The following is a 21720-nucleotide window of genomic DNA, read 5'->3' on the forward strand; positions in this document are numbered from 1 at the left end:
CCCCTACGGAGCGGGGGCCTTCTCCGGAGGAGCACCACCACCCTCGGGCCCCGTCGTACGCCGGCTGAGTTCACCCGGCCACCACGCGACGGGGCCGAGGTCGCGCACGAGGGCGGGGACGAGGAGCGAGCGGACCACCAGGGTGTCCAGGAGCACGCCGAAGGCGACGATGAAGGCGATCTGCACCAGGAAGGCGAGCGGGATGACGCCCAGGGCCGCGAAGGTGGCGGCCAGGACGACACCGGCGGAGGTGATGACGCCGCCGGTGGCGGTCAGCCCGCGCAGGACGCCCTCCCGGACGCCGTGCCGCAGCGACTCCTCCCGGACCCGGGACATCAGGAAGATGTTGTAGTCCACCCCGAGCGCCACCAGGAACACGAAGCCGTAGAGGGGCACCGAGGAGTCCGTACCGGTGAATCCGAAGACGTGCTGGAAGACCAGGGCCGAGACCCCGAGGGTGGCGACGAAGTTCAGGGCCACCGTGGCGACGAGCAGCAGCGGCATCAGGAGGGAGCGCAGCAGGCCGACGAGGATGGTCAGGATGACCGCGAGCACCACCGGCACGATCAGCATCCGGTCGCGTTCGGCGGTCCGCTGGGTGTCGTACCGCTGTGCCGTGTAGCCGCCGACCAGGGCCTCCGCCCCCGGCACCGCGTGCACGGACGCGCGGAGCCGGGCGACGGCCTCCCCGGCCGCGTCGCTGTCCGCCGCGTCGGCCAGGGTGACGTCGATCCGGACCCGCCCGTCGACGACGAGCGGCGCACCGGCCCCGGGCCGGCCGGAGGCGGTGACCGCGTCGGCCGAGGCCACTCCCTCGACGTCCTCGGCCGCCGCCTTCACCGGGGCGAGCGCGTCCGCGTTCGCGATCACGATCGCCGGGTTGCCCGCCCCGCCGGGGAAGTGCCGGCCGAGCGTCTCCTGCGCCGCCACGGACGGAGCGTCGTTCACGAAGATCTCGTCGAGCGGGACCCCCTTGGAGTCGAGCATCGGGGCGAAGGCCGCGCAGGCGAGGAGGCCGGCGAGCGTCGCCGCCCAGACCTTGCGCGGAGCCCGGTCCACCAGGGCGGCCACCCGCCGCCAGATGCCGGTGCCGCCGCTCTCGGAGTCGGACGGGCGCGGCCGGGCGGGCCAGTACGCGGCGCGTCCGAGCAGGACCAGGACGGCCGGCAGGAAGGTCAGGGCGCTCAGCACGGCGCAGACGATGCCGATGGCGCCCACCGGACCGAGGGCCCGGTTGTTCGTCAGATCGCTGAACAGGAGCGCGAGCAGGCCGAGCGCGACGGTGGCCGCGCTGGCGGTGATCGGCCCGGCCGACTGGCGCAGCGCCGCGCGCATGGCCGGGAAGCGGTCCCCCTCGTGACGGGCGAGCTCCTCGCGGTAGCGGGCGGCGAGGAGCAGGGCGTAGTCGGTGGCGGCGCCGATGACCAGGATCGACAGGATGCCCTGCACCTGGCCGTCGACGCGGACGATCTCGTGGTCGGCGAGCACGTACACGACGGCGCAGGCGAGGGCGAGCGAGAACACCGCGCCGATGATGATGACCAGGGGCAGCAGCACGCTGCGGTACACGAGCAGCAGGATGAGCAGCACCGTCACCAGGGCGACCGCGAGCAGCAGTCCGTCGATGCCGGCGAAGGCGTCCGACAGGTCGGCCTGGGTGGCGGCGGGACCCGCCAGCCACACGGTGGTCCCGGGCACGGAGGAGGCGGCCCGGTCGATCGCCCCGAGCGTGGGCGCCAGTTCCTCGCCGAGGTCGGGGCGGAGCTGGACGACTCCGCGCAGCGCCTCACCGTCCTCGGAGGGGAGGGCGGGGGACGGGGCGCCGACGACCCCGGGTGTGCCGGTGAGGGTGGCCAGCGCGCGCGTGGCGGCGGAGCGCGTCTCCGGGTCGATCCGCCCGCCACCGGGCGAGGTCCAGACGACGAGCGCGGGGAGGGTCTCCTGCTGGCGGAAGTCCCGCTGGGCCTCGATCACCCGGGTGGACTCGGCGCTGCGGGGCAGGAAGGCGGCCTGGTCGTTGGTGGCCACCTCGCCGAGCTTTCCGGCGTACGGGCCGAGGCCACCGCCGACGGCGAGCCAGACGACGAGCAGGACGAGGGGCAGGAGACGGACTGCCCTTCGTGTGGGGCGGGACATGCGGACTCCAGGGACGAGGGGACGAGGTCTCGACAGTTATCTCAATGGAAAAGAATCTCAATGATTGAGAGAGATTGAAGCACGGCTGACGACCCCGCCGGGGCGGGGGGTGGGAACGGGGGCGGGTGGAACACGCGGGTCGGCCGGGGCGCGAGGTCGGTCGGGCGTACGTGGACCGACCGGGCGTACGGGGTCGGCCAAGGGGGACGGAGACCGGTCACGGGCGCGTGGATCGGCCAGGAGGACAGGAGGACAGGAGGACATGAGGTCAGGAGGACAGGAGGGAGGCCGGGGCCACCCGGCTGAGCGGCAGTGTACGGGCGGCTACCCCGTCAGCGACGGGGCACGCGCAGGTCGCCGAGCTCCTCGTTCAGCGCGTCCAGGAACCGCAGGGCAGCGGACAGCTCCCCCTCGTCGAACCTGCGCCGGGCCCGGTCCGCCGCCTGCGCCAACGGCATGAAGTAACTGCGCGCGGCGGCCTTCGCCCCCTCCACGTAGTGCACGTGCACCACCCTGCGGTCGGCGCTCTCCCGGGAGCGCCGGACGTGCCCGGCCTTCTCCAGCCGGTCGAGACAGGCCGTCACCGCCCCCGAGGTCAGCCCCAGGTGCTCCCTCAGCCGGCCCGGCGTCAGCGGCTCCGGGCTGTCCAGGACGACCGAGAGCGCCTGGATGTCCGTCGGATGCAGTCCCTGCGCGAGCGCGAAACCATGGACCAGTCGGTTGATCTCGCCGTTCGCCCGCCGGAGGGCGCGCGCGAAGCTCTGGAGATCACCCGGAGCGCCCTCGGGGTGGGTCCCACCGGTCCCGGATTCCTCTGTACTGGCCACACGATCAGCCTATAGATACCGGCAGGTGCATCCACAGCGGCCGCGTCGGGGGAAGGGATGCCGAAGCCCCCCGGGGCCGCCGGGGGAGCCCCGGACGGAGGCGGAGCCGAACGGGCCCCGACAGCGGAACGGAGCAAGCTTCATGAGCGACGCGTCAGGACAGGAGACCCCGGGACCGCTCTGCCTGGTCACGGGCGCCAGCGGCTACATCGGCGGACGCCTCGTCCCCGAACTCCTGGCGGCCGGATACCGGGTGCGCTGCCTGGCCCGTACCCCCGCGAAGCTGCGGGACCACCCCTGGGCCGGACAGGTGGAGATCGTCCGGGGAGACGTCACCGACGCCGAGACCCTCGCCCCCGCCCTCCAGGACGTCGACGTCGCCTACTACCTGGTGCACGCCCTCGGCGGCGGTCACGACTTCGAGCGCACCGACCGCCTGGCGGCCCGCACCTTCGCCGAACAGACCCGCGCCGCCGGGGTCGGCCGCCTCGTCTACCTCGGCGGCCTCGCCCCCCGGAACATCCCCGACCGGGAACTCTCGCCGCACCTGCGCTCCCGCGCCGAGGTGGGCCGCATCCTCCTGGAGTCCGGCGTCCCCACCACGGTGCTCCGCGCCGCCGTCATCATCGGATCCGGCTCGGCCTCCTTCGAGATGCTCCGCTACCTCACCGAACGGCTGCCCGTCATGGTCACCCCGAGCTGGGTGCGCACCCGGATCCAGCCGATCGCCGTCCGGGACGTGCTGCGCTACCTCGTCGGCAGCGCGCGGATGCCCGCGGAGGTCAGCCGCGCCTTCGACATCGGCGGCCCCGACATCCTCACCTACCTCGGGATGATGCGCCGCTACGCCGACGTCGCCGGGCTGCCCCGGCGGCTCATCCTCCCCGTACCGGTCCTGACACCGCGCCTCTCCAGCCACTGGATCAACCTGGTCACCCCGGTCCCGCGGTCCATCGCCCGACCCCTCGCCGAGTCGCTCCGGTACGAGGTCGTCTGCGACGAGCACGACATCGCCGAGTGGGTGCCGGACCCGCCCGGCTCCCCCCTCGGCTTCGGCACGGCGCTCTCGCTCGCCCTCGAACGCGTCCGCGAGGCCCGGATCCTCACCCGCTGGTCCTCCGCGTCCGTGCCCGGCGCACCGAGCGACCCCCTGCCCACCGACCCCGACTGGGCGGGCGGCAGCCTCTACACGGACGAGCGCGAGCGGACCGTGGACGCCTCACCGCAGGCGCTGTGGCGGGTCGTCGAGGGCATCGGCGGGGAGAACGGCTGGTACTCCTTCCCGCTCGCCTGGGCCGTCCGGGGCTGGCTCGACCGGCTGGTGGGAGGCGTCGGACTGCGCCGGGGCCGACGGGACGCCGCCCACCTGCGGGTCGGCGACTCGCTGGACTTCTGGCGGGTGGAGGAGATCGAGCGCGGCACGCTGCTGCGGCTGCGCGCCGAGATGCGCCTGCCCGGACTCGCCTGGCTGGAGATGTACGTCGAGCGCGACGGGAACGGAGGGACCCGCTACCGCCAGCGGGCCCTGTTCCACCCCCACGGCCTGGCGGGCCAGGCCTACTGGTGGAGCGTCTCGCCCTTCCACGCCGTGGTCTTCGGCGGGATGGCCCGCAAGATCGCGCGGACCGCGGAGGCCAACGGGGCGGCGGCCGGGGCGACGCCGGGCGAGGGCCGGGACGACGCGGCCACGGGCCCGCGTCCCGCGACCGCCGGCCACCCCTCACCGGCCACCGCGCGGGACCGCGAGGAGTGAGGGTGGCGGTGCGGCGCGGTACCGCCCCGCCTCCCCGCCCCGTGGACCGCATCCGGATCGCCCCCTCACCGCGAATGACCCCGCAAGGTCAGCCCAGTGACCACCCCGGCCGCGCGTCGCACGGCGGCGGCGGTCCCCTGCCAGGAGCGGTGCCATGAACGTCTCGGTCGTCCTGTTCACCTCGGACCTCCGCGTCCACGACCATCCGCCCCTGCGCGCCGCGCTGAACCGGGGGAACCACGTCGTGCCCCTGTTCGTCCGCGATCCGGCCGTGGACCGCGCCGGCCCCCCCGCCCCGAACCGGCTCGCCTTCCTCGCCGCCTGCCTCACCGACCTCGACGCCGGGCTGCGGGAGCGCGGCGGCCGGCTCGTGGTCCGCACGGGCGACCCCGTCGACGAGGTGTGCGCCGTCGTGCGCGAGGCCGACGCCGACGACGTCCACATGGCGGCCGGGTGCAGCGGCTTCGCGCGGAGCCGTGAGGACCGCCTGCGCCGCGCCCTGGAGGCGGACGGTCGCCGCCTGTACGTCCACGACGGCGTCGTCACCGCGCTGCCCGCCGGGGCCGTGACACCGAACGGCTCGGACCACTACGCGGTCTTCACCCCCTACTACGGACGCTGGTCGCGCGAGCGGCTGCGCGAACCGATCGCGGCGCCCCGCCGGGTCCCGGTGCCGGACGGGATCCGCTCCGACGACGTGCCCGCCCCGGCGGACGTCCCCGGCGTCTCCGCAGGCCTGGCCACCGGCGGCGAGAAGGAGGGCCGCAAGCGGCTCACGGCCTGGCTCGGCCGGGGCGCCGACACGTACGAGGAGGGCCACGACGACCTCGCGGGCGACGCGACCTCGCACCTGTCGCCCTACCTGCACTTCGGGGCCGTCTCGGCGGCCGAGGCCGTCCACCGGGCCCGGTCGCGCGGCGGCCACGGCGCCGAGGCGTTCGTACGGCAGCTCTGCTGGCGCGACTTCCACCACCAGGTCCTCGCCGCCCGCCCCGACGCGGCCGCCGGCGACTACCGCACCCGGCACGACCGCTGGCGGCGCGGGAAGGAGGCCGAGGCCGACCTCCGGGCCTGGCGGGAGGGCCGTACCGGCTACCCGGTCGTGGACGCCGCGATGCGTCAGCTCGCCCACCAGGGATGGATGCACAACCGGGGACGGCTGCTCACGGCCTCGTTCCTCACCAAGACCCTGTACCTCGACTGGCGCGAGGGCGCGCGCCACTTCATGGAACTGCTGGTCGACGGCGATGTCGCCAACAACCAGCTCAACTGGCAGTGGATGGCCGGGACCGGCACCGACAGCCGCCCCAACCGGGTGCTCAACCCGGTGATCCAGGGAAAGCGGTACGACCCCGACGGCGCCTACGTCCGGCGCTGGGTGCCGGAACTCGCGGGACTGGAAGGCGCCGCCATCCACGAGCCGTGGAAGCTGCCCGGCCTCGAACGGGCCCGGTACGACTACCCGGACCCCGTGGTCGAACTCGCCGACGGCCTCGCCCGCTTCAAGCACGCCCGCGACCGGGACTGAACGCCGCGCCCGGGGCCGCCCGCCTCCCGGCCGGCCCGGCGGCCCGGACGGCGCGGCTCCTGGTCGGCCCGGCACTCCGGCCGGCCGCGCGCCCCGGAGTGTCGGGCTCCAGGACGGTCGGGTTCCAGGACGGTCGGGCTCCCCGGACGGATCTACCGGCCGGCGCTCAGGACCAGGCCGACGCGGAAGCGGGCCGCTCGCCGTCCCGTGCCGCCTCGCAGAGCCCGCGCAGCGCGGTCAGGGCCTCGCGCAGCCCGCCGGGGCGCAGCATCCCCGGCGCGGGGGTGCGGCCCGCCCAGCCGGGGCCCGCGAGGAGGACGACCGGCCTCGTCCTGGCGCCCTTGACGCCCCAGGAGGTGTCGGCGACATGGCGGGCCAGCGGGTGGTGCGCCGTGGACCGCGCCTGGGCCCACAGCACGACCGCGGCCGGTCCGGTCCTCCGTACGGCCTGGTCGAGCGCCTCCGGTGGCACCGCCGCCCCGAACATCAGGGTGGGCACCCCGAGTTCGGCGAGTCCCGCGGCCAGGGCCTCCAGGGGGAGCGTGTGCTGCTCGTCGGGCACGCAGGCGAGCAGGACCGGGGGAGTGCGGGCCGCGGGGGAGGCGGAGCGGGTCACGGCGCCGAACCGGCGCAGCGCCGACGACACGTGCCAGGAGAGCAGGTGCTCCACCTCGACGTAACGGTCCTCCGACGTCTGCCACTTGCGGCCGACGGCGTGCAGGGCCGGGGCCATCACGTCCTCCCAGGCGGCGACCAGACCGTGCTTCGCGATCGTGGACTCCAGCAGCTCGTCCATGGCTCCCGAGTCGAGCCGGACCGCCGCGCGGCCCAGGCCCCGCAGCTCCCGTCGCACCTCGTCCGGGGGCGGTTCGTCCGCCGGGGGCGGCGCCGGGGGCGCGTCGTCGGTGGCGGGCGGGGCGGGCGCCGCTCCGGCCATGGCGGTGCGGGCCGCCTCCGCCGGAGGGACCCCCGACGCGGTCAGCCGGCACATCTCCCGCAGGACGGCGATGTCGTCCGGCGACCAGCGCCGGTGCCTGCCGTCCTCACGGGCGGCGGGGCCGATGCCGTAGCGCCGGTCCCAGGAGCGCAGGGTCGTGGGGGCGACGCCCAGGCGGCGGGCCACCGCTCCGCTGGTGAGGCCCGGCGTGAGCTCGGTCATGGTTCCAGGATACGACGCACAAGCGATGCGAGTGGAGCCGCGGCGGCGGCGCGACGGAGCCTGGGGGTGCCCCCGCGAGGGAGCCCCGCCCGCCGACCGGTCACCTCCGGTCCAGGTCAGAGGAGCAGTCGCCATGACCGCACCGAGTACCGTCCTCCGGTCGCCGTCCCGGAGCGAGCTCCGGCCCCTGTACGACCGCGAGGCCGTCGGGGCCGCCGGGGCGTTCGTCGGCGGCGAGGCCCGGTCCCTGTCCGACCGCGAGGTCGCCGAGGGCTTCGTACGCGGTGACGACCGGTGCCTGATCGCCGCCCACGACCGGTGGTCCGGCCTCGTGACCGCGCTCGCCGCTCGCAGTCTGGGCGACCCCAAGGAGGCCGAGGACGTCGGACAGCAGGTCTTCCTCGCCGCCTGGCGGGGCCGCGCCGGGTACCGGCCGGAGCGCGGCCCGTTCCCGGGCTGGCTCGTCGGCATCACCCGGCGGAAGATCGCCGACGCCCTCGCGGCGCGCACCCGCCGCCGGGACCTGGTGATCGCGGCCGGGACGCGGCTGGCCCACGACGACGACGCGACGGCCCACGGCCCCGACGCGGTCCTCGACCGGCTCGTGGTCACCGGCGAACTGGCGAAGCTCCCGGCCGCGCAGCGCCAGGTACTCGCCATGGCCTTCTACGGGGACCTCACGCAGGTCCAGATCGCCGAACGCACAGGGCTGCCGCTCGGCACCGTGAAGAGCCACGCGCGGCGCGGCCTCGACCGGATGCGCCGCTCACTGACCGAGGCCCCGGGACGGAACCGGCGCGCCACGTCTCTCGCGAGCTGAGGCCGGGGGCGAGGCGCGAGGGACGTCCGCGGGACGCAGGGGCCGACGTACGAGCGACGCACGACCGACGCGCGCACGGCCCGAGGCCGTCGAGCGGGTCCCGGGAGGGAACCCGATGCCGGATCCGTCGGCTCCCCGCCCCACTCCCCTCCGGAGCGTCCACCCGTCCAGGTGAATCCGCCCATCCGGAGCGCCGCCGATGCCGAAACGAGAGGCATGAGCCTCTCAGCGCCCCCGCGCGAGCCCACACGCACGGACCGCCTCCTGGCAGCGGTCGGCGGCCTCCTCGCCGCGTACGTCTCGCTCGCCGTCGCGGACCTCGCCGCCTTCTGGGTACGGCCCGAGGCGAGCCCCGTGCCCGCCGTCGGCGGAGCCGTCGTCGACCGGACCCCCGCCGCCCTCAAGGACTGGGCCATCCGCGCCTTCGGCGAGAGCGACAAAGCCGTCCTCCAGCTCGGCATCCTGCTCCTGCTCGGCGCCCTCGCCGTCGGGATCGGACTCCTCGCGCTGCGCCACCGGCTGCTCGGCTCGGCGGCCGTCGGCGCCTTCGGCGTCCTCGGGGCGCTGGCCGCCGTCACCCGTCCCGACTCGGACTCGGCCATGGACGCCGTGCCCTCGCTGGTCGGCGCGGCGGCGGGCGCCCTCCTCCTGTACGTCCTGACCGGCCGTCTCACCCGGGGGGCCGGCGCGGGGTCCGGGGCGGCCCGCGCCGACCGGCGGAGCTTCCTGGTCGTCGCCGCCTCCACCGGTCTCGCCGCGACCGGCGCCGCCGCCGTCGCCCGGGCGGTCGGCAGCCCCGTGGCGGCGAACGCCGCCGCCTCCCGAGCCGCCCTGCGGCTGCCCCGGCCGACGTCCCCCGCCCCGGCCGTGCCCCCCGGAGCCCAGCTCGACGTCCCCGGCATCAGCCCCTTCGTCACCCCCAACCGCGACTTCTACCGCGTCGACACCGCCCTCGTGGTCCCCAAGGTCGACGCCGACCGCTGGCAGCTGCGCCTCCACGGCAGCGGTGTGCGCCGGGAGGTCACGTACACCCTGCGGGAGCTGATGTCCCGGCCGACGATCGAGCGGGACATCACCCTCGCCTGTGTCTCCAACGAGGTCGGCGGCCCCTACGTCGGCAACGCCCGCTGGCTCGGCGTGTCCCTCGCCGACCTCCTCCGCGGGGCCGGCGTCCGCCCGCCCTCCGAGGGCGGACCCGCCGACCAGCTCGTCGCCCGCTCCGTCGACGGCATGACCATCGGTACCCCCGTCGAGCAGGTCATGGACGGCCGCGACGCCCTCCTCGCCTTCGGGATGAACGGCGAACCCCTGCCGTTCTCCCACGGCTTCCCCGTCCGCATGCTCGTCCCCGGCCTCTACGGCTACGTCTCCGCCTGCAAGTGGATCGAGTCGATCGAGCTCACCACCTTCGACGCCTACGACGCCTACTGGGTGCCGCGCGGCTGGTCCGCCGAGGCCCCCGTCAAGACCCAGTCCCGCATCGACACCCCCCGCTCCTTCGCCGGCCCCGCGGCCGGCACCGTGATGGTCGCCGGGGTCGCCTGGGCCCAGCACCGCGGCATCCGCCGGGTCGAGGTGCGGATCGACGACGGCCCCTGGCAGGAGGCCCGGCTCGCCGCCGAGGACAGCAGCGACACCTGGCGCCAGTGGGTCCACCCGTGGGAGGCCGACCCCGGCCGGCACACCCTCACCGTCCGCGCCACCGACGGCACCGGCGCCACCCAGCCGGAGGAGCGCACCGGCACCATGCCGAACGGGGCGCAGGGGTGGCACTCGGTGGTCGTCACGGTCGAAGGTGCGTAACGAAGCGGATCCGTACGCCCGTTCCTCGCCCACATGAGGGAGACTGCTCCCGTGCGTGGACATCTACCGGACGAGAACCCCGGTTTCGTGGGACGCCGCACGGAACTGGAGCGCGTGTCCGCCGCGTTGGCGGAGCACCGCCTCGTCACCGTGACCGGCGTCGGGGGAGTCGGGAAGACCCGGCTCGCGCTGCGCGCCGCGCACCGCGCCGCCGACCGGTACCCGGACGGTGCCTGGTGGACCGACCTCGGTCAGCTCGACGGCGACCGCCTCCTCGTCGCCCTCGTCGCCGACTCCGTCGACCTCGCCGACCACACCCCCGGCACCGCGACCACCGGGCTCTGCCGCCGCCTCGCCGACGACCGCCTGCTGCTCGTCCTCGACTCCTGCGAGCACCTCGCCGAACCCTGCGCCCGGCTCGTCGCCGAACTCCTCGCCGCCGCCCCCGGACTCACCGTCCTCACCACCAGCCGCCGCCCCCTGGGCGTCGAGGGCGAGCGGGTCGTCGCCCTCGACCCGCTCCCGCCGGCCGGACGCGACGCCCTGGAACTGCTCCGCCGGGCCGCCGGGGAGGAGTTCCCCGCCGCCGGCCCCGCCGGCGAGATCTGCGTACGCCTGGAGGGCATTCCGCTCGCCCTCGAACTGGCCGCCGCGCAGATCCGCCTCCAGGGCGCCGAAGCCGTCCGCGACCAGCTCGGAACCCGGTTCGACGCCCCGCCCACCGCCCGCTTCGACCTGCTCGCCCACACCGAGCGGGTGTGGCCGAGCCGCCACCAGACCCTGCGCGCGGCCATCGGCTGGAGCCACGAGCTGAGCGCGCCCCTGGAACGCCTCCTCTGGGCCCGGCTGTCCGTCTTCCGGGGCCCCTTCGACCTCGCGTCGGCGACCGCCGTGTGCGTCGGCGGCCCGCTGAACCGCGCGACCCTCCCGGCCGCGCTCGACGGGCTCGTCCGCGCCTCCGTGGTCCGCCCGCCGGACGCGGCCGGCCGGCACCGGATGCTCGACACGATCCGCGCGTACGGGGCGACCTGGCTGGACCGGACCGGCGAGACCGGCACCGTCGCCGACCGGCACGCCGCCCAGTTCCGGGGCCTGGCGCGCCGGGCGGAGAGCGAATGGCACGGCGCCCGGCAACTGCGCTGGTACCGGACCGTCGACGCCCACCACACCGACCTGCGCACCGCCCTCGACCGGCTGCTGCGCACCGACCCCGACGCCGCCCTCGACCTCATCGGCTCCGTCGCCTTCGCCTGGTCCTGCCGCGGCCGTCTCCGCGAGGCCCGCGACGGCCTCGAACAGGCCCTCCTGCTGAGCGACGCCCGTGGCCGCGTCCGGGCCCGCGCCCTGTGGGCGCTCGGCGTCACCCTCGTGCTCCAGGGCGAGTTCGGCCCCGCCCAGGAGGTCAGCGAGCGCTGCGCCCGCGAGGCGCGGCACGCGGAGTACACCGAGCACGCCGAGAGCCGCCCCGCCGACCCCACGCTCGACGCCGCCGCGCTCGCCGGGCTCCTCGCCCTGACCACGGGCCGGCCGATGGCCGCGTACGTCGTCGTGGGCCACGTCCTGGACGCGGCGCGGGACGGCGCCGACTCCGCCGCCCGGCTCCGCTGCCGCCTCGTCCGGGTCTTCGCCCTCACCGGCCTCGGCCGGCTCGCCGAGGCCCGGGAACAGGCACTCGCCCTGCGCGCCCGGTGCGAGGAGCTCGACGAGCACTGGACCCGGACCGCCCTGGAGTACCAGCTGGCCCTCACCGGGCTACTGGAGGGCGATCCGGCGGCCGCCGCCGGACACGCCCGCGCCATGCTCGAAGGCACCCGCGGCCTCGGCGCGAGCCTGGGCGTCGCCCTGGGGCTCGACGTCCTCGCCACCGCCCTCGCGGCGGCCGGCGACGGGGAGCGCGCGGCGGACGTCTCCGGCACCGGGGAGGCGTACTGGCGCTCCACCGGACAGCCCCGGCGCGGACTGCCCGGGCTGCGGGCCCTGCACGAGAAGTACACCGACACGGTCCGCGCGACGATCGGCGAGCCCGCCTACGAGGAGATCTTCGTACGCGCCCTCACCGGCCTGCCGCAGGACGGCCTCGACCGGGCCCTGCGCGTCCCCCGGCAGCGCTGAGGGCACGGTGCGCCCCGGGGTGCCGGGCCCCGGTGCGCGGCGCACCATGAGGGCATGGACGGACGGGACGGATCCGCGAGCGGCGTGGGCGACATCAGCGCACCCGGCCGTGTGGCGGGCCCGGACGAGGGCGTGAGCGCGCAGGAGCTGGCCCTCGCCGCCCGGAACCACGGGCTTCCCCTGGAGGCGCTGCGGTACGACGTCACCCCGCCCGGGCTCCACTACGTCCTCGTGCACTACGACATCCCCGACACCACGCCGGACGGCTGGCGGCTCACGGTCGGCGGCCGGGTGCGGCGCCCCCTGGTCCTCGACCCGGCGGCGCTGCGGGCCCTGCCCTCCGCGACCCACCGGGTGACCCTGGAGTGCGCGGGGAACGGCCGGGCCCGGCTGACGCCCCGGCCGGTCAGCCAGCCCTGGCTCGCGGAGGCGGTCGGGACCGCCGACTGGACCGGCGTCCCCCTCGCGGCCCTCCTCGCGGAGACGGGCATCACCGAGGACGCCGTCGAGGTGGTGTTCACGGGCGCCGACCACGGTGTGGAGCGGGGCGTCGAGCAGGACTACCGGCGGAGCCTCCCCCTGGCGACGGCCGCCGATCCGGCCCGGGACGTCCTCGTCGCGTACGCGATGAACGGGGCGCCCCTGCCCCCGCAGCACGGCAGCCCCCTCCGGCTCGTCGTCCCCGGCTGGTACGGCATGGCGCACGTGAAGTGGCTCACCGACATCACCGTCACCGACACCCCGTACACCGGCTTCCAGCAGAGCGTCGCCTACCGGCTCCGGCAGGCGGCCGACGACCCGGGGGAGCCGGTCACCCTCATCGCGCCCCGGGCGCTGATGGTGCCGCCCGGATTCCCCGACTTCATGTCCCGGACGCGGGTCGTGCGCCCCGGGCCGGTGACGCTCGTCGGGCGCGCCTGGTCGGGCCACGGGCCGGTCACCCGGGTCGAGGTGAGCGAGGACGGCGGCGCGGTCTGGACCGGGGCCGAGCTGCTCCCGGACCCCGCGCACCCCTGGGCGTGGACCGCCTGGCGCGCCACCTGGACGGCGACGCCGGGCCTGCGCCACCTGACCGTGCGGGCCACCGACGCGGCGGGCCACGTCCAGCCGCTGGTCGCCCCGTGGAACCGCGGCGGCTTCGCCAACAACCTCGTCCAGCGGGTCGAGGTCCTCTGCACCGCGGAGCCGACCGCCGCGGACCCGTACGCCGGGGACCCCCACGCCGCCGAGCCGCCCCCCGGCTGAGTGCCGCCCGGAACCTCCCGGGGCCAGGACCTACGGAGGAGGCGGGGCCACGGGAGGGCCGGGGCGCGCGAGCCGGAGCGCACCGGAGGGCCGGGGCGTACGGGGCAGGGCGACGCCCCCGTGCGGCGATGCGTAGAGTCGACTCCCGTAGCCCGTCGGCGCGCGGTCCCGGCACCCACCGGGAAATCCCGGACACCCCCGGTCCGCCGCCGACCGACCCCTGACGAGGAGACCCCCGTGACCGACCCGGCGTCCACCGCCCGCCAGCAGCAGATCGCCCGGGACCTCCAGGTGGCCGAGACCTTCGACCCGCGGGCCGAGATCGAGCGCCGCGTGGCCTTCCTCACCGAGCGCCTCACCTCCACCGGTCTGCGCTCCCTCGTCCTCGGCATCAGCGGTGGCGTCGACTCCACGACCGCAGGACGGCTCTGCCAGCTCGCCGTGGAGCGGGCCCGCGCCGCCGGTCACGAGGCCACCTTCTACGCGATGCGCCTGCCGTACGGCGTCCAGGCCGACGAGAAGGACGCGCAGACCGCGCTCGACTTCATCCGCGCCGACCAGGTCCTCACCGTGGACGTCAAGGCGGCCAGCGACGCGGCCCTGGAGGCGGCCCTCGCCGGCGGACTGACGTTCCGCGACGCCCACCACCAGGACTTCGTGCAGGGCAACATCAAGGCCCGCCAGCGCATGATCGCCCAGTACGCCGTCGCCGGGGCCCACGACGGGCTCGTCGTCGGCACCGACCACGCCGCCGAGGCCGTCTCCGGCTTCTTCACCAAGTTCGGCGACGGCGCCGCCGACGTCGTCCCGCTCACCGGCCTGACCAAGCGGCGCGTCCGCGCCGTCGGAGCCGAGCTCGGCGCCCCGGCCGAGCTGGTGTGGAAGACCCCCACGGCCGACCTGGAGACCCTCGACCCGGGCAAGCCCGACGAGGACGCGCTCGGTGTCACCTACGACGACATCGACGACTTCCTGGAGGGCAAGCCGGTCGCGGAGGCCGCCTTCGCCTCGATCGTGCGCCGCTACGAGCTCACCGAGCACAAGCGGCAGCTGCCGATCGCGCCCTGAGCGGCCCCGCCCTGAGCGGCGGCGGGAGCGGCGAGCGGCGGAGTCCGGGCAGTCGGCGGATCCTGGAAGGGGCGCCCCCTCGGGGCCCCGGAAGGGAGCACGTCATGTTCGGCTCAACCTCGGCATTCAGCGGGTTCTCGGTCGACGACCTCGACGCCGCCCGCCGCTTCTACGGCGAGACCCTCGGACTGAAGGTGCAGGACGAGGGCCAGGACGACATGCGGATGCTGTTCCTCACCCTGGCCGGCGGGACCCGGGTCTTCGTCTATCCCAAGGACGACCACACTCCCGCGAGCTTCACGATCCTCAACTTCGAGGTCGACGACATCGACCGGGCCGTCGACGAGCTGACGGGGCGCGGAGTCACCCTGGAGCGCTACGAGGGCTTCGAGGCCGACGAGAAGGGCGTCGTGCGGGTCGAGGGCGGACCGGCCGTCGCGTGGTTCACGGACCCGGCGGGCAACGTCCTCTCGGTCCTCCAGGCAGAGGGCTGACGGACCCGGACCCCGGTCGCCGCCGGCGGACGGCGTCGGCCCGTACGGACCGGGGCCGACCGACCCGAACGGACCGGCCCGGGTGCGCGGCGGGCCCGTACCGCCTCGAATGGGAGGGTGATCGCGCCGCCCGACGACTGCCTCGCCCGCAACGAGTGGATCTGCGGCGCCTATCTCTCCACCCGGAGCCAGATCCTCACCGACGCCGTGGTGCAGCACGTCCAGCTGGCCGGCGTCTCGGTCGCCCTCGGCCTGGTGCTCGCGCTGCCCCTCGCGGTCGCCGCCCGCCGCTGGGGCTGGGCGGCGGGCCCCGTCCTCGGGGTCACGACCCTCCTGTACACGATCCCGGCGCTCGCGATGTTCTCGCTGCTCCTGCCCGTCTACGGACTCTCCGCCGCGCTGGTCGTGGCGGGCCTCGTCCTGTACTCCCTCACGCTCCTCGTCCGGAACATCCTCGCGGGGCTCCGCGCCGTGCCCGAGGAGACCCGGCAGGCGGCGCGCGGCATGGGGTACGGGCCGGTCCGGCTCCTCCTCGCCGTGGAACTGCCGCTCGCGCTGCCCGCGGCGATGGCCGGGCTGCGGATCGCCGCCGTGTCCGCCGTCTCCCTCGTGACGATCGGCGCGATCGTGGGCCACGGCGGCCTCGGCAACCTCATCTACTCCGGGATGAACACGTACTTCAAGGCGCAGGTCCTCACCGCCTCCGTGCTCTGCGTCCTCATCGCCGTCGCCGCCGACCTGCTCCTCCTCGGCGCGCAACGCCTGCTCACCCCGTGGACCCGCGGGCGGGCCGCGTGACGGTCCTCGCCGACGCCTGGTCCTGGCTCACCACCTCCGCGCACTGGTCCGGCGAGAACGGCGTCTGGCACCGGCTCGGCGAGCACCTGTACCTCACCGTCGTCTCCCTCGTCATCAGCTGCGCGGTCGCGCTGCCGGTCGCGCTCGTCCTCGGCCATCTCGGCAGGGGCGGCGCGCTCGCCGTGAACCTCTCCAACGCCGGCCGGGCCGTCCCCACCTTCGCGGTCCTCGTGCTGCTCCTGCTCAGCCCGATCGGTTCGTACGGCGACTGGCCGACGATCATCGCCCTGGTGCTCTTCGCCGTGCCCCCGCTGCTGACCAACGCGTACGTGGGGATACGGGGGGTCGACGCCGATGTCGTACGGGCCGCCCGGGGCATGGGCATGACCGGCGGCCAGACCCTGGTCCGGGTCGAACTGCCGCTCGCGCTGCCGCTGATCCTCACCGGCGTACGGATCGCCGCCGTCCAGCTCGTCGCCACCGCCACCGTGGCCGCGCTCGCCGGGGGCGGCGGGCTCGGCCGGATCATCACCGCCGGGTTCAATCTCGCCTCCACCCCGCAGGTCGTCGCCGGGGCCTGTCTCGTCGCGGTCCTCGCGCTCCTGGTGGAGGGCGTCTTCGAGGGCGTCCAGCGTCTCGCGCCCGCCGCGGGGCGGGGGAGCGGCGGGTGAACGGGCGGCGGCGCGCGCTCCTCGCCGCCCTCGGTCCGCTGCTCGCGGTCTGCGCCGGTCTCGGCGGCTGCGCGGCGGGCCCGTCCCTGGAGGACCGCGACGCGGTCACGGCCCCGCCGGGCGACAGCCGCGACCTGACCGTCGGCTCGGCCGGATTCACCGAGAGCGACCTGCTGGCGCAGATGTACGCCCTGCTGCTCCAGGAGGCCGGATACCGTACGAAGATCCTCTCCGTCACCAACCGCGAGCTGTACGAACCGGCCCTGGAGCGCGGCCAGATCGATGTCGTGCCGGAGTACGCGGCGACCTTCGCCGACTGGCTGAACGCCAAGGTCAACGGCGCGGACGCGCCGACCGTCGGCTCGCCCGACCTGGCCGCGACCATGACGGCGCTCCGGGCGCTCGCGGGACCGCGCGGACTCACCGTCCTGGACGCGGGCCGTGCCGTCGACCAGAACGCCTTCGCCGTGACCGCCGACTTCGCCGCCGAGCACCGTCTGAAGACGCTCAGCGACCTCGGCGCCACCGGTCTTCCCGTACGGCTCGCGGCCGGGGACGAATGCGTCCGGCGGCCGTACTGCGCCCCCGGTCTGAGGAAGGTCTACGGCATCGACGTGACCGCCGTCGACCCCAAGGGCGTCGGCACCACCCCGGCCAAGCAGGCCGTCCAGAACGGCCAGGACCAGCTGGTGCTGACCACGACGACCGATGCCACGCTCGACGAGTTCGGGCTCGTCCTGCTCGCCGACGACAGACACCTCCAGAACGCGGACTTCATCGTCCCCGTCGTCAACCGCGCCCGCGCCGGGAGCGAGGGCGTCACCCGCGCGCTCGCGCGGCTCAACACGGTCCTGACCACGGCCGATCTGGCGCATCTGAACGAACAGGTGGACAGCTGGCGGCGGCTCCCGGAGGACGTGGCGCGGAACTATCTCGTGGAGAAGGGGCTCGTCCCGCGCTGACGTCGGCGGGCCGCGCTGTCAGCCCGCTGAACAGCGTCTCTTGTCATGACCCTTGCGAGGGGGTTCACGGCCCTGCTATTCATCCGTTAGGAAAGTTTCCTTCCAGTCCAATCGGACCCCAACACCCCATCCCCCGTTCGTCGTTCCGTGGAGACCCCCATGACTTCGGCACGATCCGCACGACCCCGCATCCGCCCCGGCCTCCGGCGCCTCGGTGTCGCCGGCACCGCCCTCGGAGCCCTGCTCCTCGGCCTCGCCACGGCGCCGCCCCCGGCGAGCGCCGCCCCCGTCACCCACGAGGCGGAGACGGCCACCGTCTCGAAGGGCCTCGTCGAGTCCAACCACACCGGGTTCACCGGGAACGGGTTCGTCAACTACGACAACGCCACCGGAAGTCACGTCCAGTGGAACGTCGACGCCGCACAGGCGGGCCCCGCGACGCTCACCCTGCGCTACGCCAACGGCACCACCACCAACCGCCCCATGGACATCGCCGTCAACGGCGCCGTCGTCGCCGCCGGCAAGTCCTTCGCCGGCACCGGCGCCTGGACCACCTGGGCGACCACCACCGTCACCACCACCCTGAAGGCCGGCGCCAACACCGTCCGTGCCACCGCCACCACCGCCGACGGCGGCCCCAACGTCGACCACCTCGCCGTCGACAACGCCACCACCCCGCCGACCACCGGCAGCACCCCCGCCGCGATCAACGGCCGGCTCAAGGTCTGCGGGACCAGACTCTGCAACCAGTACAACAAGCCGATCCAGCTGCGCGGCATGTCCAGCCACGGCACCCAGTGGTACGGCCAGTGCCTGACCGGCGGCTCGCTCGACGCCCTCGCCAAGGACTGGAACGCCGACGTCCTGCGCGTCTCCACCTACGTCCAGGAGGGCGGGTACGAGACCGACCCGCGCAAGTACACCGACCTCGCCCACTCCCTCATCGAGCAGGCCACCGCGCGCGGGCTGTACGTGATCGTCGACTGGCACATGCTCGACCCGGGCGACCCGCACCACAACCTCGCCCGCGCCAAGACCTTCTTCACCGAGATCGCCCAGCGCCACGGCGCCAAGACCAACCTGCTCTACGAGATCGCCAACGAGCCCAGCGGCGTCGCCTGGTCCCGCATCAAGAGCTACGCCGAGCAGCTCATCCCGGTCATCCGCGCCAAGGACGCCAAGACCCCGGTCCTCGTCGGCACGCGCGCGTGGTCCTCGTTCGGCGTCTCCGAGGGCGCGAACGAGTCCGAGGTCGTGTCCAACCCGGTGAACGCCACCAACATCATGTACACCTTCCACTTCTACGCGTACTCGCACCGCGACGAGTACCTCGCCGCCCTCTCCCGCGCCGCCGACAAACTGCCCGTCTTCGTCACCGAGTTCGGCACGCAGAACTACGCCGGCGAGGGCGCGAACGACTTCGCCATGAGCCAGCGCTTCCTCGACCTCATGGCCGCGAAGAAGATCAGCTGGGTCAACTGGAACTTCTCCGACGACGAGCGCAGCGGCGCGGTGTTCAAGTCCGGCACCTGCGCCGCCGGCGGAACCTGGACCGGAACCGCCTCCCTGAAGCCCGCCGGTGTCTGGATCCGGGACCGCGTCAGGACCGCGGACGACTTCCCGACCTCCTGACACCCCGGCCCGACCGCCCGGCACCCGGGGCCCCTGACACTCCGGACCCCGCCGGGCGCCCCGCCCCCGGTACGCCCCCGCCGTGTGATCCACTGTCCTCGCGGGGGCGTACCGAACAGGAGCAGGAACAGCGTGACCACCTACCGGCAGCCGGGACTCGTCCTCACCGACCACCGCTTCCCCGTCCCCCTCGACCACGCCCGGCCCGACGGCGAGCGGATCGAGGTCTTCGGCCGAGAGGTCGTCGCGAGCGGCCACGCCGGAGCGGACCGGGAACGGCTGCCCTGGCTGGTCTACCTGGAGGGCGGCCCCGGCTTCGGCGCCCGCCGCTTCATCGGCCCGCAGGCCTGGCTCGGCCGCGCCGTCAAGGAGTTCCGCGTCCTCCTCCTCGACCAGCGCGGCACCGGCCGCTCCACCCCCGCCAACCGCCAGACCCTGCCCCTCCGCGGCACCCCCGCCGAGCAGGCCGACTACCTCGCCCACTTCCGCGCCGACTCCATCGTCAAGGACTGCGAGACCATCCGGCGGCGGCTCACCGGCGGCGCCCCCTGGACCGTCCTCGGCCAGAGCTTCGGCGGCTTCTGCGCCACCCACTACCTCTCCACCGCGCCCCAGGGCCTCGAACGGGTCCTGATCACCGGCGGCCTGCCCTCCCTCGACGCCACCGCCGACGAGGTCTACCGCGCCGCCCTCCCCCGTGTCCTGCGCAAGAACGAGGCCCACTTCGCCCGCTACCCGCAGGACGCCGAACGGGCCCGCGCCGTCGCCGCCCACCTCCTCGACCACGAGGTCACCCTCCCCGGCGGCGGCCTGCTCACCCCCGAGGCCTTCCAGTCCCTCGGCATCCTCCTCGGCTCCGGCGACGGCACCCACCAGCTCCACCTGCTCCTGGAGGGCGCGTTCGTCCCCACCCCGGGCGGACCCGCGCTCGCCGACGCCTTTCTTGAGCAGGTCCAGGCCCACCTGTCGTTCGCGGGACACCCGCTGTACGCCCTCCTCCACGAGGCCATCTACGCCCAGGGACAGGGCGCCACCGACTGGGCGGCCGAACGCGTCCGCGCCGAGCACCCCGCGTTCGACGCCCGCACCGCCCTCGCCGAGGGCCGCCCGCTCCTCTTCACCGGCGAGACCATCCACCCCTGGCACTTCACCACCGACCCCGCCCTGCGCCCGCTCCGCGAGACCGCCGAACTCCTCGCCGCGCGCACCGACTGGGCCCCGCTCTACGACGCCGACCGCCTCGCCGCCAACCGCGTCCCGGTCGCCGCCGCCGTCTACCACGACGACATGTACGTCGACACCGCGCACTCCCTCGACACCGCGCGCGCCGTCCGCGGCCTGCGCACCTGGGTGACCGACGAGTTCGAGCACGACGGCGTACGGGCCGGCGGACCCCGCGTCCTGGACCGGCTGCTCGCCCTCGCCCGGGACGAGATCTGACGGCTCCCGCATAGGATGCGGCGCGCCCCCGACGAGCGGGGGCGCGCCGCGAGCACGAGGGGGTCCGGATGACGGGACGCGAGACACCGGCGTCCGGCCGGGAGCTGAAGTTCCGGGCCCTCACGGCCGAACTGCGCCGCGGCATCCTCGACGGCACCTGGCCGCCCGGCTCGAAACTCCCCACCGAACGCGCCCTCGCCACCGAGACGGGCGTGTCGGTGACGACCGTCCGCCGCGCCTACGAGGACCTCGTCGGCCTCGGCCTCGTCGAACGCCGCCAGGGCGCGGGCACGTTCGCCGCCCACCGCCCCGAACGCACCGGCGGACAGCGGATCGTCGGCGTCCTCGTCCCCGACACCACCTTCTACTACCCGAGGGTCCTCCAGGGCATCGAGAAGGAGCTCGCGGAGGCCGGCGCCCGGCTCGTCCTCGCCTGCTCCCACTACGACCCCGACGAGGAGGACGCCGCCCTCGCACGCCTGCTCTCGGCCGGCGTCCACGGACTCCTCCTCGTCCCCGGCCTGCACACCGCCGCCGACCCCGGACGCCGCGCCGAGGAACTGCTCGCCCTGCCCGTGCCCGCCGTCCTCGTCGAACGCCGACTGGCCGCGTACGGCCCCGGCGACCCCACCGAGCACGTCTGCACCGACCACGAGGGCGGCGCCTACGACGCCGTGCGGCATCTGCGGGCCCTCGGCCACGAGCGCCTCGGCCTCGTCGCCCGTACCGACGCGCCCACCACCGCGCCCATCGAGTCCGGCTTCGCCCGGGCCGTCACCGACCTCGCTCTGCCCGGGGCACCTGCGTACGAGCGGGACGTGATGGCCCGGTGGGACCCGGACCGCGCCGACCGCGCCCTCGCCGCGCTGCGGGCCGCCGGGGTCACGGCCGCGCTCTGCTTCGGCGACCGGGAGGCCGCGCTGATGCTCGGGGCCGCGCGCCGCGCCGGAGTGCGGGTCCCGGGCGACCTCGCCCTGATCAGCTACGACAACGAGTTCGCCGACGTCGCGGAGATCCCGCTGACCGCCGTCTCACCGCACAAGTACCAGCTCGGCCGGCTCGCCGCGCAGATCCTGCTCCGGCGCCTCGCCGAGGGCGAGGCCGCCCCGCTGCACCAGGTGCAGCTCCGCCCCCGGCTGGTCGTCCGCGCCTCCTGCGGCGGCGGACGCGGAACGGAGGGCGGGCCGGCGACGGCGGGCGGACCCGGCACCCGGGGCACTCACGGGACGGACGGCGCGCGAAAGTCCAAGCGATGAGCCCCCATTGCTCATG

General features: G+C 75.1%; 17 protein-coding genes. 14 read left to right on the forward strand and 3 right to left on the reverse strand.

All coding sequences use genetic code 11. From position 1 onward, the window contains the following. Positions 1–3: 3 nt before the first annotated feature. Positions 4–2136, reverse strand: coding sequence for an MMPL family transporter (locus ABT129_RS13635; RefSeq protein ID WP_351900418.1), 2133 nt, complete (start codon positions 2134–2136; stop codon positions 4–6). Between the two features lie 332 nt (positions 2137–2468). Beyond that, complete coding sequence (locus ABT129_RS13640) at positions 2469–2963, reverse strand: MarR family winged helix-turn-helix transcriptional regulator (RefSeq protein WP_351900420.1); 495 nt, start codon at positions 2961–2963, stop codon at positions 2469–2471. 142 nt (positions 2964–3105) lie between these two features. Here ABT129_RS13640 and ABT129_RS13645 point away from each other — a divergent pair, with 142 nt between their 5' ends. Both ABT129_RS13645 and ABT129_RS13650 read left to right on the forward strand, forming a co-directional pair. Continuing rightward, positions 3106–4716 (forward strand): SDR family oxidoreductase, encoded by a 1611-nt coding sequence (locus tag ABT129_RS13645; RefSeq protein WP_351900421.1) that lies wholly within the window; start codon positions 3106–3108, stop codon positions 4714–4716. Between the two features lie 154 nt (positions 4717–4870). After that, complete coding sequence (locus ABT129_RS13650) at positions 4871–6244, forward strand: cryptochrome/photolyase family protein (protein WP_351900423.1); 1374 nt, start codon at positions 4871–4873, stop codon at positions 6242–6244. A gap of 166 nt (positions 6245–6410) precedes the next feature. Here ABT129_RS13650 and ABT129_RS13655 read toward each other — a convergent pair whose 3' ends face one another. Continuing rightward, positions 6411–7403, reverse strand: coding sequence for a MerR family transcriptional regulator (locus ABT129_RS13655; protein ID WP_351900424.1), 993 nt, complete (start codon positions 7401–7403; stop codon positions 6411–6413). A 133-nt stretch (positions 7404–7536) separates the two neighbouring features. Between ABT129_RS13655 and ABT129_RS13660 the strand changes: the two genes are divergently transcribed. The 12 genes from ABT129_RS13660 (at position 7537) to ABT129_RS13715 (ending at position 21704) form a co-directional block, all read left to right on the forward strand. Then, a complete protein-coding gene (locus ABT129_RS13660; protein ID WP_351900425.1) occupies positions 7537–8223 on the forward strand; it encodes a sigma-70 family RNA polymerase sigma factor in 687 nt (228 codons plus the stop codon). A gap of 216 nt (positions 8224–8439) precedes the next feature. Beyond that, positions 8440–10026: a molybdopterin-dependent oxidoreductase gene (locus ABT129_RS13665; RefSeq protein ID WP_351900427.1), complete on the forward strand. Its 1587-nt coding sequence runs from the start codon at positions 8440–8442 to the stop codon at positions 10024–10026. Between the two features lie 33 nt (positions 10027–10059). Then, entirely contained in the window at positions 10060–12138 is a 2079-nt protein-coding gene (locus tag ABT129_RS13670) for an ATP-binding protein (protein ID WP_502981752.1), read from the forward strand. A gap of 54 nt (positions 12139–12192) precedes the next feature. Continuing rightward, entirely contained in the window at positions 12193–13383 is a 1191-nt protein-coding gene (locus ABT129_RS13675; RefSeq protein WP_351900429.1) for a sulfite oxidase, read from the forward strand. A gap of 237 nt (positions 13384–13620) precedes the next feature. After that, positions 13621–14451, forward strand: coding sequence for an NAD(+) synthase (gene nadE, locus ABT129_RS13680; protein ID WP_351900430.1), 831 nt, complete (start codon positions 13621–13623; stop codon positions 14449–14451). A gap of 104 nt (positions 14452–14555) precedes the next feature. Further along, complete coding sequence (locus tag ABT129_RS13685; RefSeq protein WP_351900431.1) at positions 14556–14945, forward strand: VOC family protein; 390 nt, start codon at positions 14556–14558, stop codon at positions 14943–14945. Positions 14946–15062: 117 nt separating this feature from the next. After that, the gene (locus tag ABT129_RS13690; RefSeq protein ID WP_351900433.1) at positions 15063–15743 is read left to right on the forward strand and encodes an ABC transporter permease; all 681 of its coding nucleotides are present in this window, start codon (positions 15063–15065) and stop codon (positions 15741–15743) included. After that, complete coding sequence (locus ABT129_RS13695; RefSeq protein WP_351900541.1) at positions 15740–16414, forward strand: ABC transporter permease; 675 nt, start codon at positions 15740–15742, stop codon at positions 16412–16414. Before ABT129_RS13690 ends, ABT129_RS13695 begins: the two co-directional genes overlap by 4 nt. After that, entirely contained in the window at positions 16411–17376 is a 966-nt protein-coding gene (locus tag ABT129_RS13700; protein ID WP_502981753.1) for an ABC transporter substrate-binding protein, read from the forward strand. Before ABT129_RS13695 ends, ABT129_RS13700 begins: the two co-directional genes overlap by 4 nt. A 159-nt stretch (positions 17377–17535) precedes the next feature. Then, positions 17536–19008 carry a cellulase family glycosylhydrolase gene (locus ABT129_RS13705; RefSeq protein WP_351900434.1) on the forward strand — a complete coding sequence of 491 codons (1473 nt, stop codon included), beginning with the start codon at positions 17536–17538 and terminating at the stop codon, positions 19006–19008. Between the two features lie 132 nt (positions 19009–19140). After that, on the forward strand, positions 19141–20448 hold the full coding sequence (locus tag ABT129_RS13710; protein ID WP_351900435.1) for an alpha/beta fold hydrolase: 1308 nt from the start codon (positions 19141–19143) through the stop codon (positions 20446–20448). Positions 20449–20516: 68 nt separating this feature from the next. After that, positions 20517–21704: a GntR family transcriptional regulator gene (locus tag ABT129_RS13715; RefSeq protein WP_351900437.1), complete on the forward strand. Its 1188-nt coding sequence runs from the start codon at positions 20517–20519 to the stop codon at positions 21702–21704. The last annotated feature ends 16 nt before the right edge of the window (positions 21705–21720 follow it).

The sequence above is a fragment of the Streptomyces sp. NPDC002057 genome, assembly GCF_040296665.1.
Classification (GTDB): domain Bacteria; phylum Actinomycetota; class Actinomycetes; order Streptomycetales; family Streptomycetaceae; genus Streptomyces.

What these genes read in the sequence shown, in the direction of transcription:
- ABT129_RS13660 (WP_351900425.1), top strand. Translation starts at nt 7,537, where the DNA reads ATGACCGCACCGAGTACCGTCCTCCGGTCGCCGTCCCGGAGCGAGCTC.
- ABT129_RS13675 (WP_351900429.1), top strand. Translation starts at nt 12,193, where the DNA reads ATGGACGGACGGGACGGATCCGCGAGCGGCGTGGGCGACATCAGCGCA.
- ABT129_RS13685 (WP_351900431.1), top strand. Translation starts at nt 14,556, where the DNA reads ATGTTCGGCTCAACCTCGGCATTCAGCGGGTTCTCGGTCGACGACCTC.
- ABT129_RS13655 (WP_351900424.1), bottom strand. Translation starts at nt 7,403, where the DNA reads ATGACCGAGCTCACGCCGGGCCTCACCAGCGGAGCGGTGGCCCGCCGC.
- ABT129_RS13650 (WP_351900423.1), top strand. Translation starts at nt 4,871, where the DNA reads ATGAACGTCTCGGTCGTCCTGTTCACCTCGGACCTCCGCGTCCACGAC.
- ABT129_RS13665 (WP_351900427.1), top strand. Translation starts at nt 8,440, where the DNA reads ATGAGCCTCTCAGCGCCCCCGCGCGAGCCCACACGCACGGACCGCCTC.
- ABT129_RS13635 (WP_351900418.1), bottom strand. Translation starts at nt 2,136, where the DNA reads ATGTCCCGCCCCACACGAAGGGCAGTCCGTCTCCTGCCCCTCGTCCTG.
- ABT129_RS13645 (WP_351900421.1), top strand. Translation starts at nt 3,106, where the DNA reads ATGAGCGACGCGTCAGGACAGGAGACCCCGGGACCGCTCTGCCTGGTC.
- ABT129_RS13705 (WP_351900434.1), top strand. Translation starts at nt 17,536, where the DNA reads ATGACTTCGGCACGATCCGCACGACCCCGCATCCGCCCCGGCCTCCGG.
- ABT129_RS13670 (WP_502981752.1), top strand. Translation starts at nt 10,060, where the DNA reads ATGAGGGAGACTGCTCCCGTGCGTGGACATCTACCGGACGAGAACCCC.
- ABT129_RS13715 (WP_351900437.1), top strand. Translation starts at nt 20,517, where the DNA reads ATGACGGGACGCGAGACACCGGCGTCCGGCCGGGAGCTGAAGTTCCGG.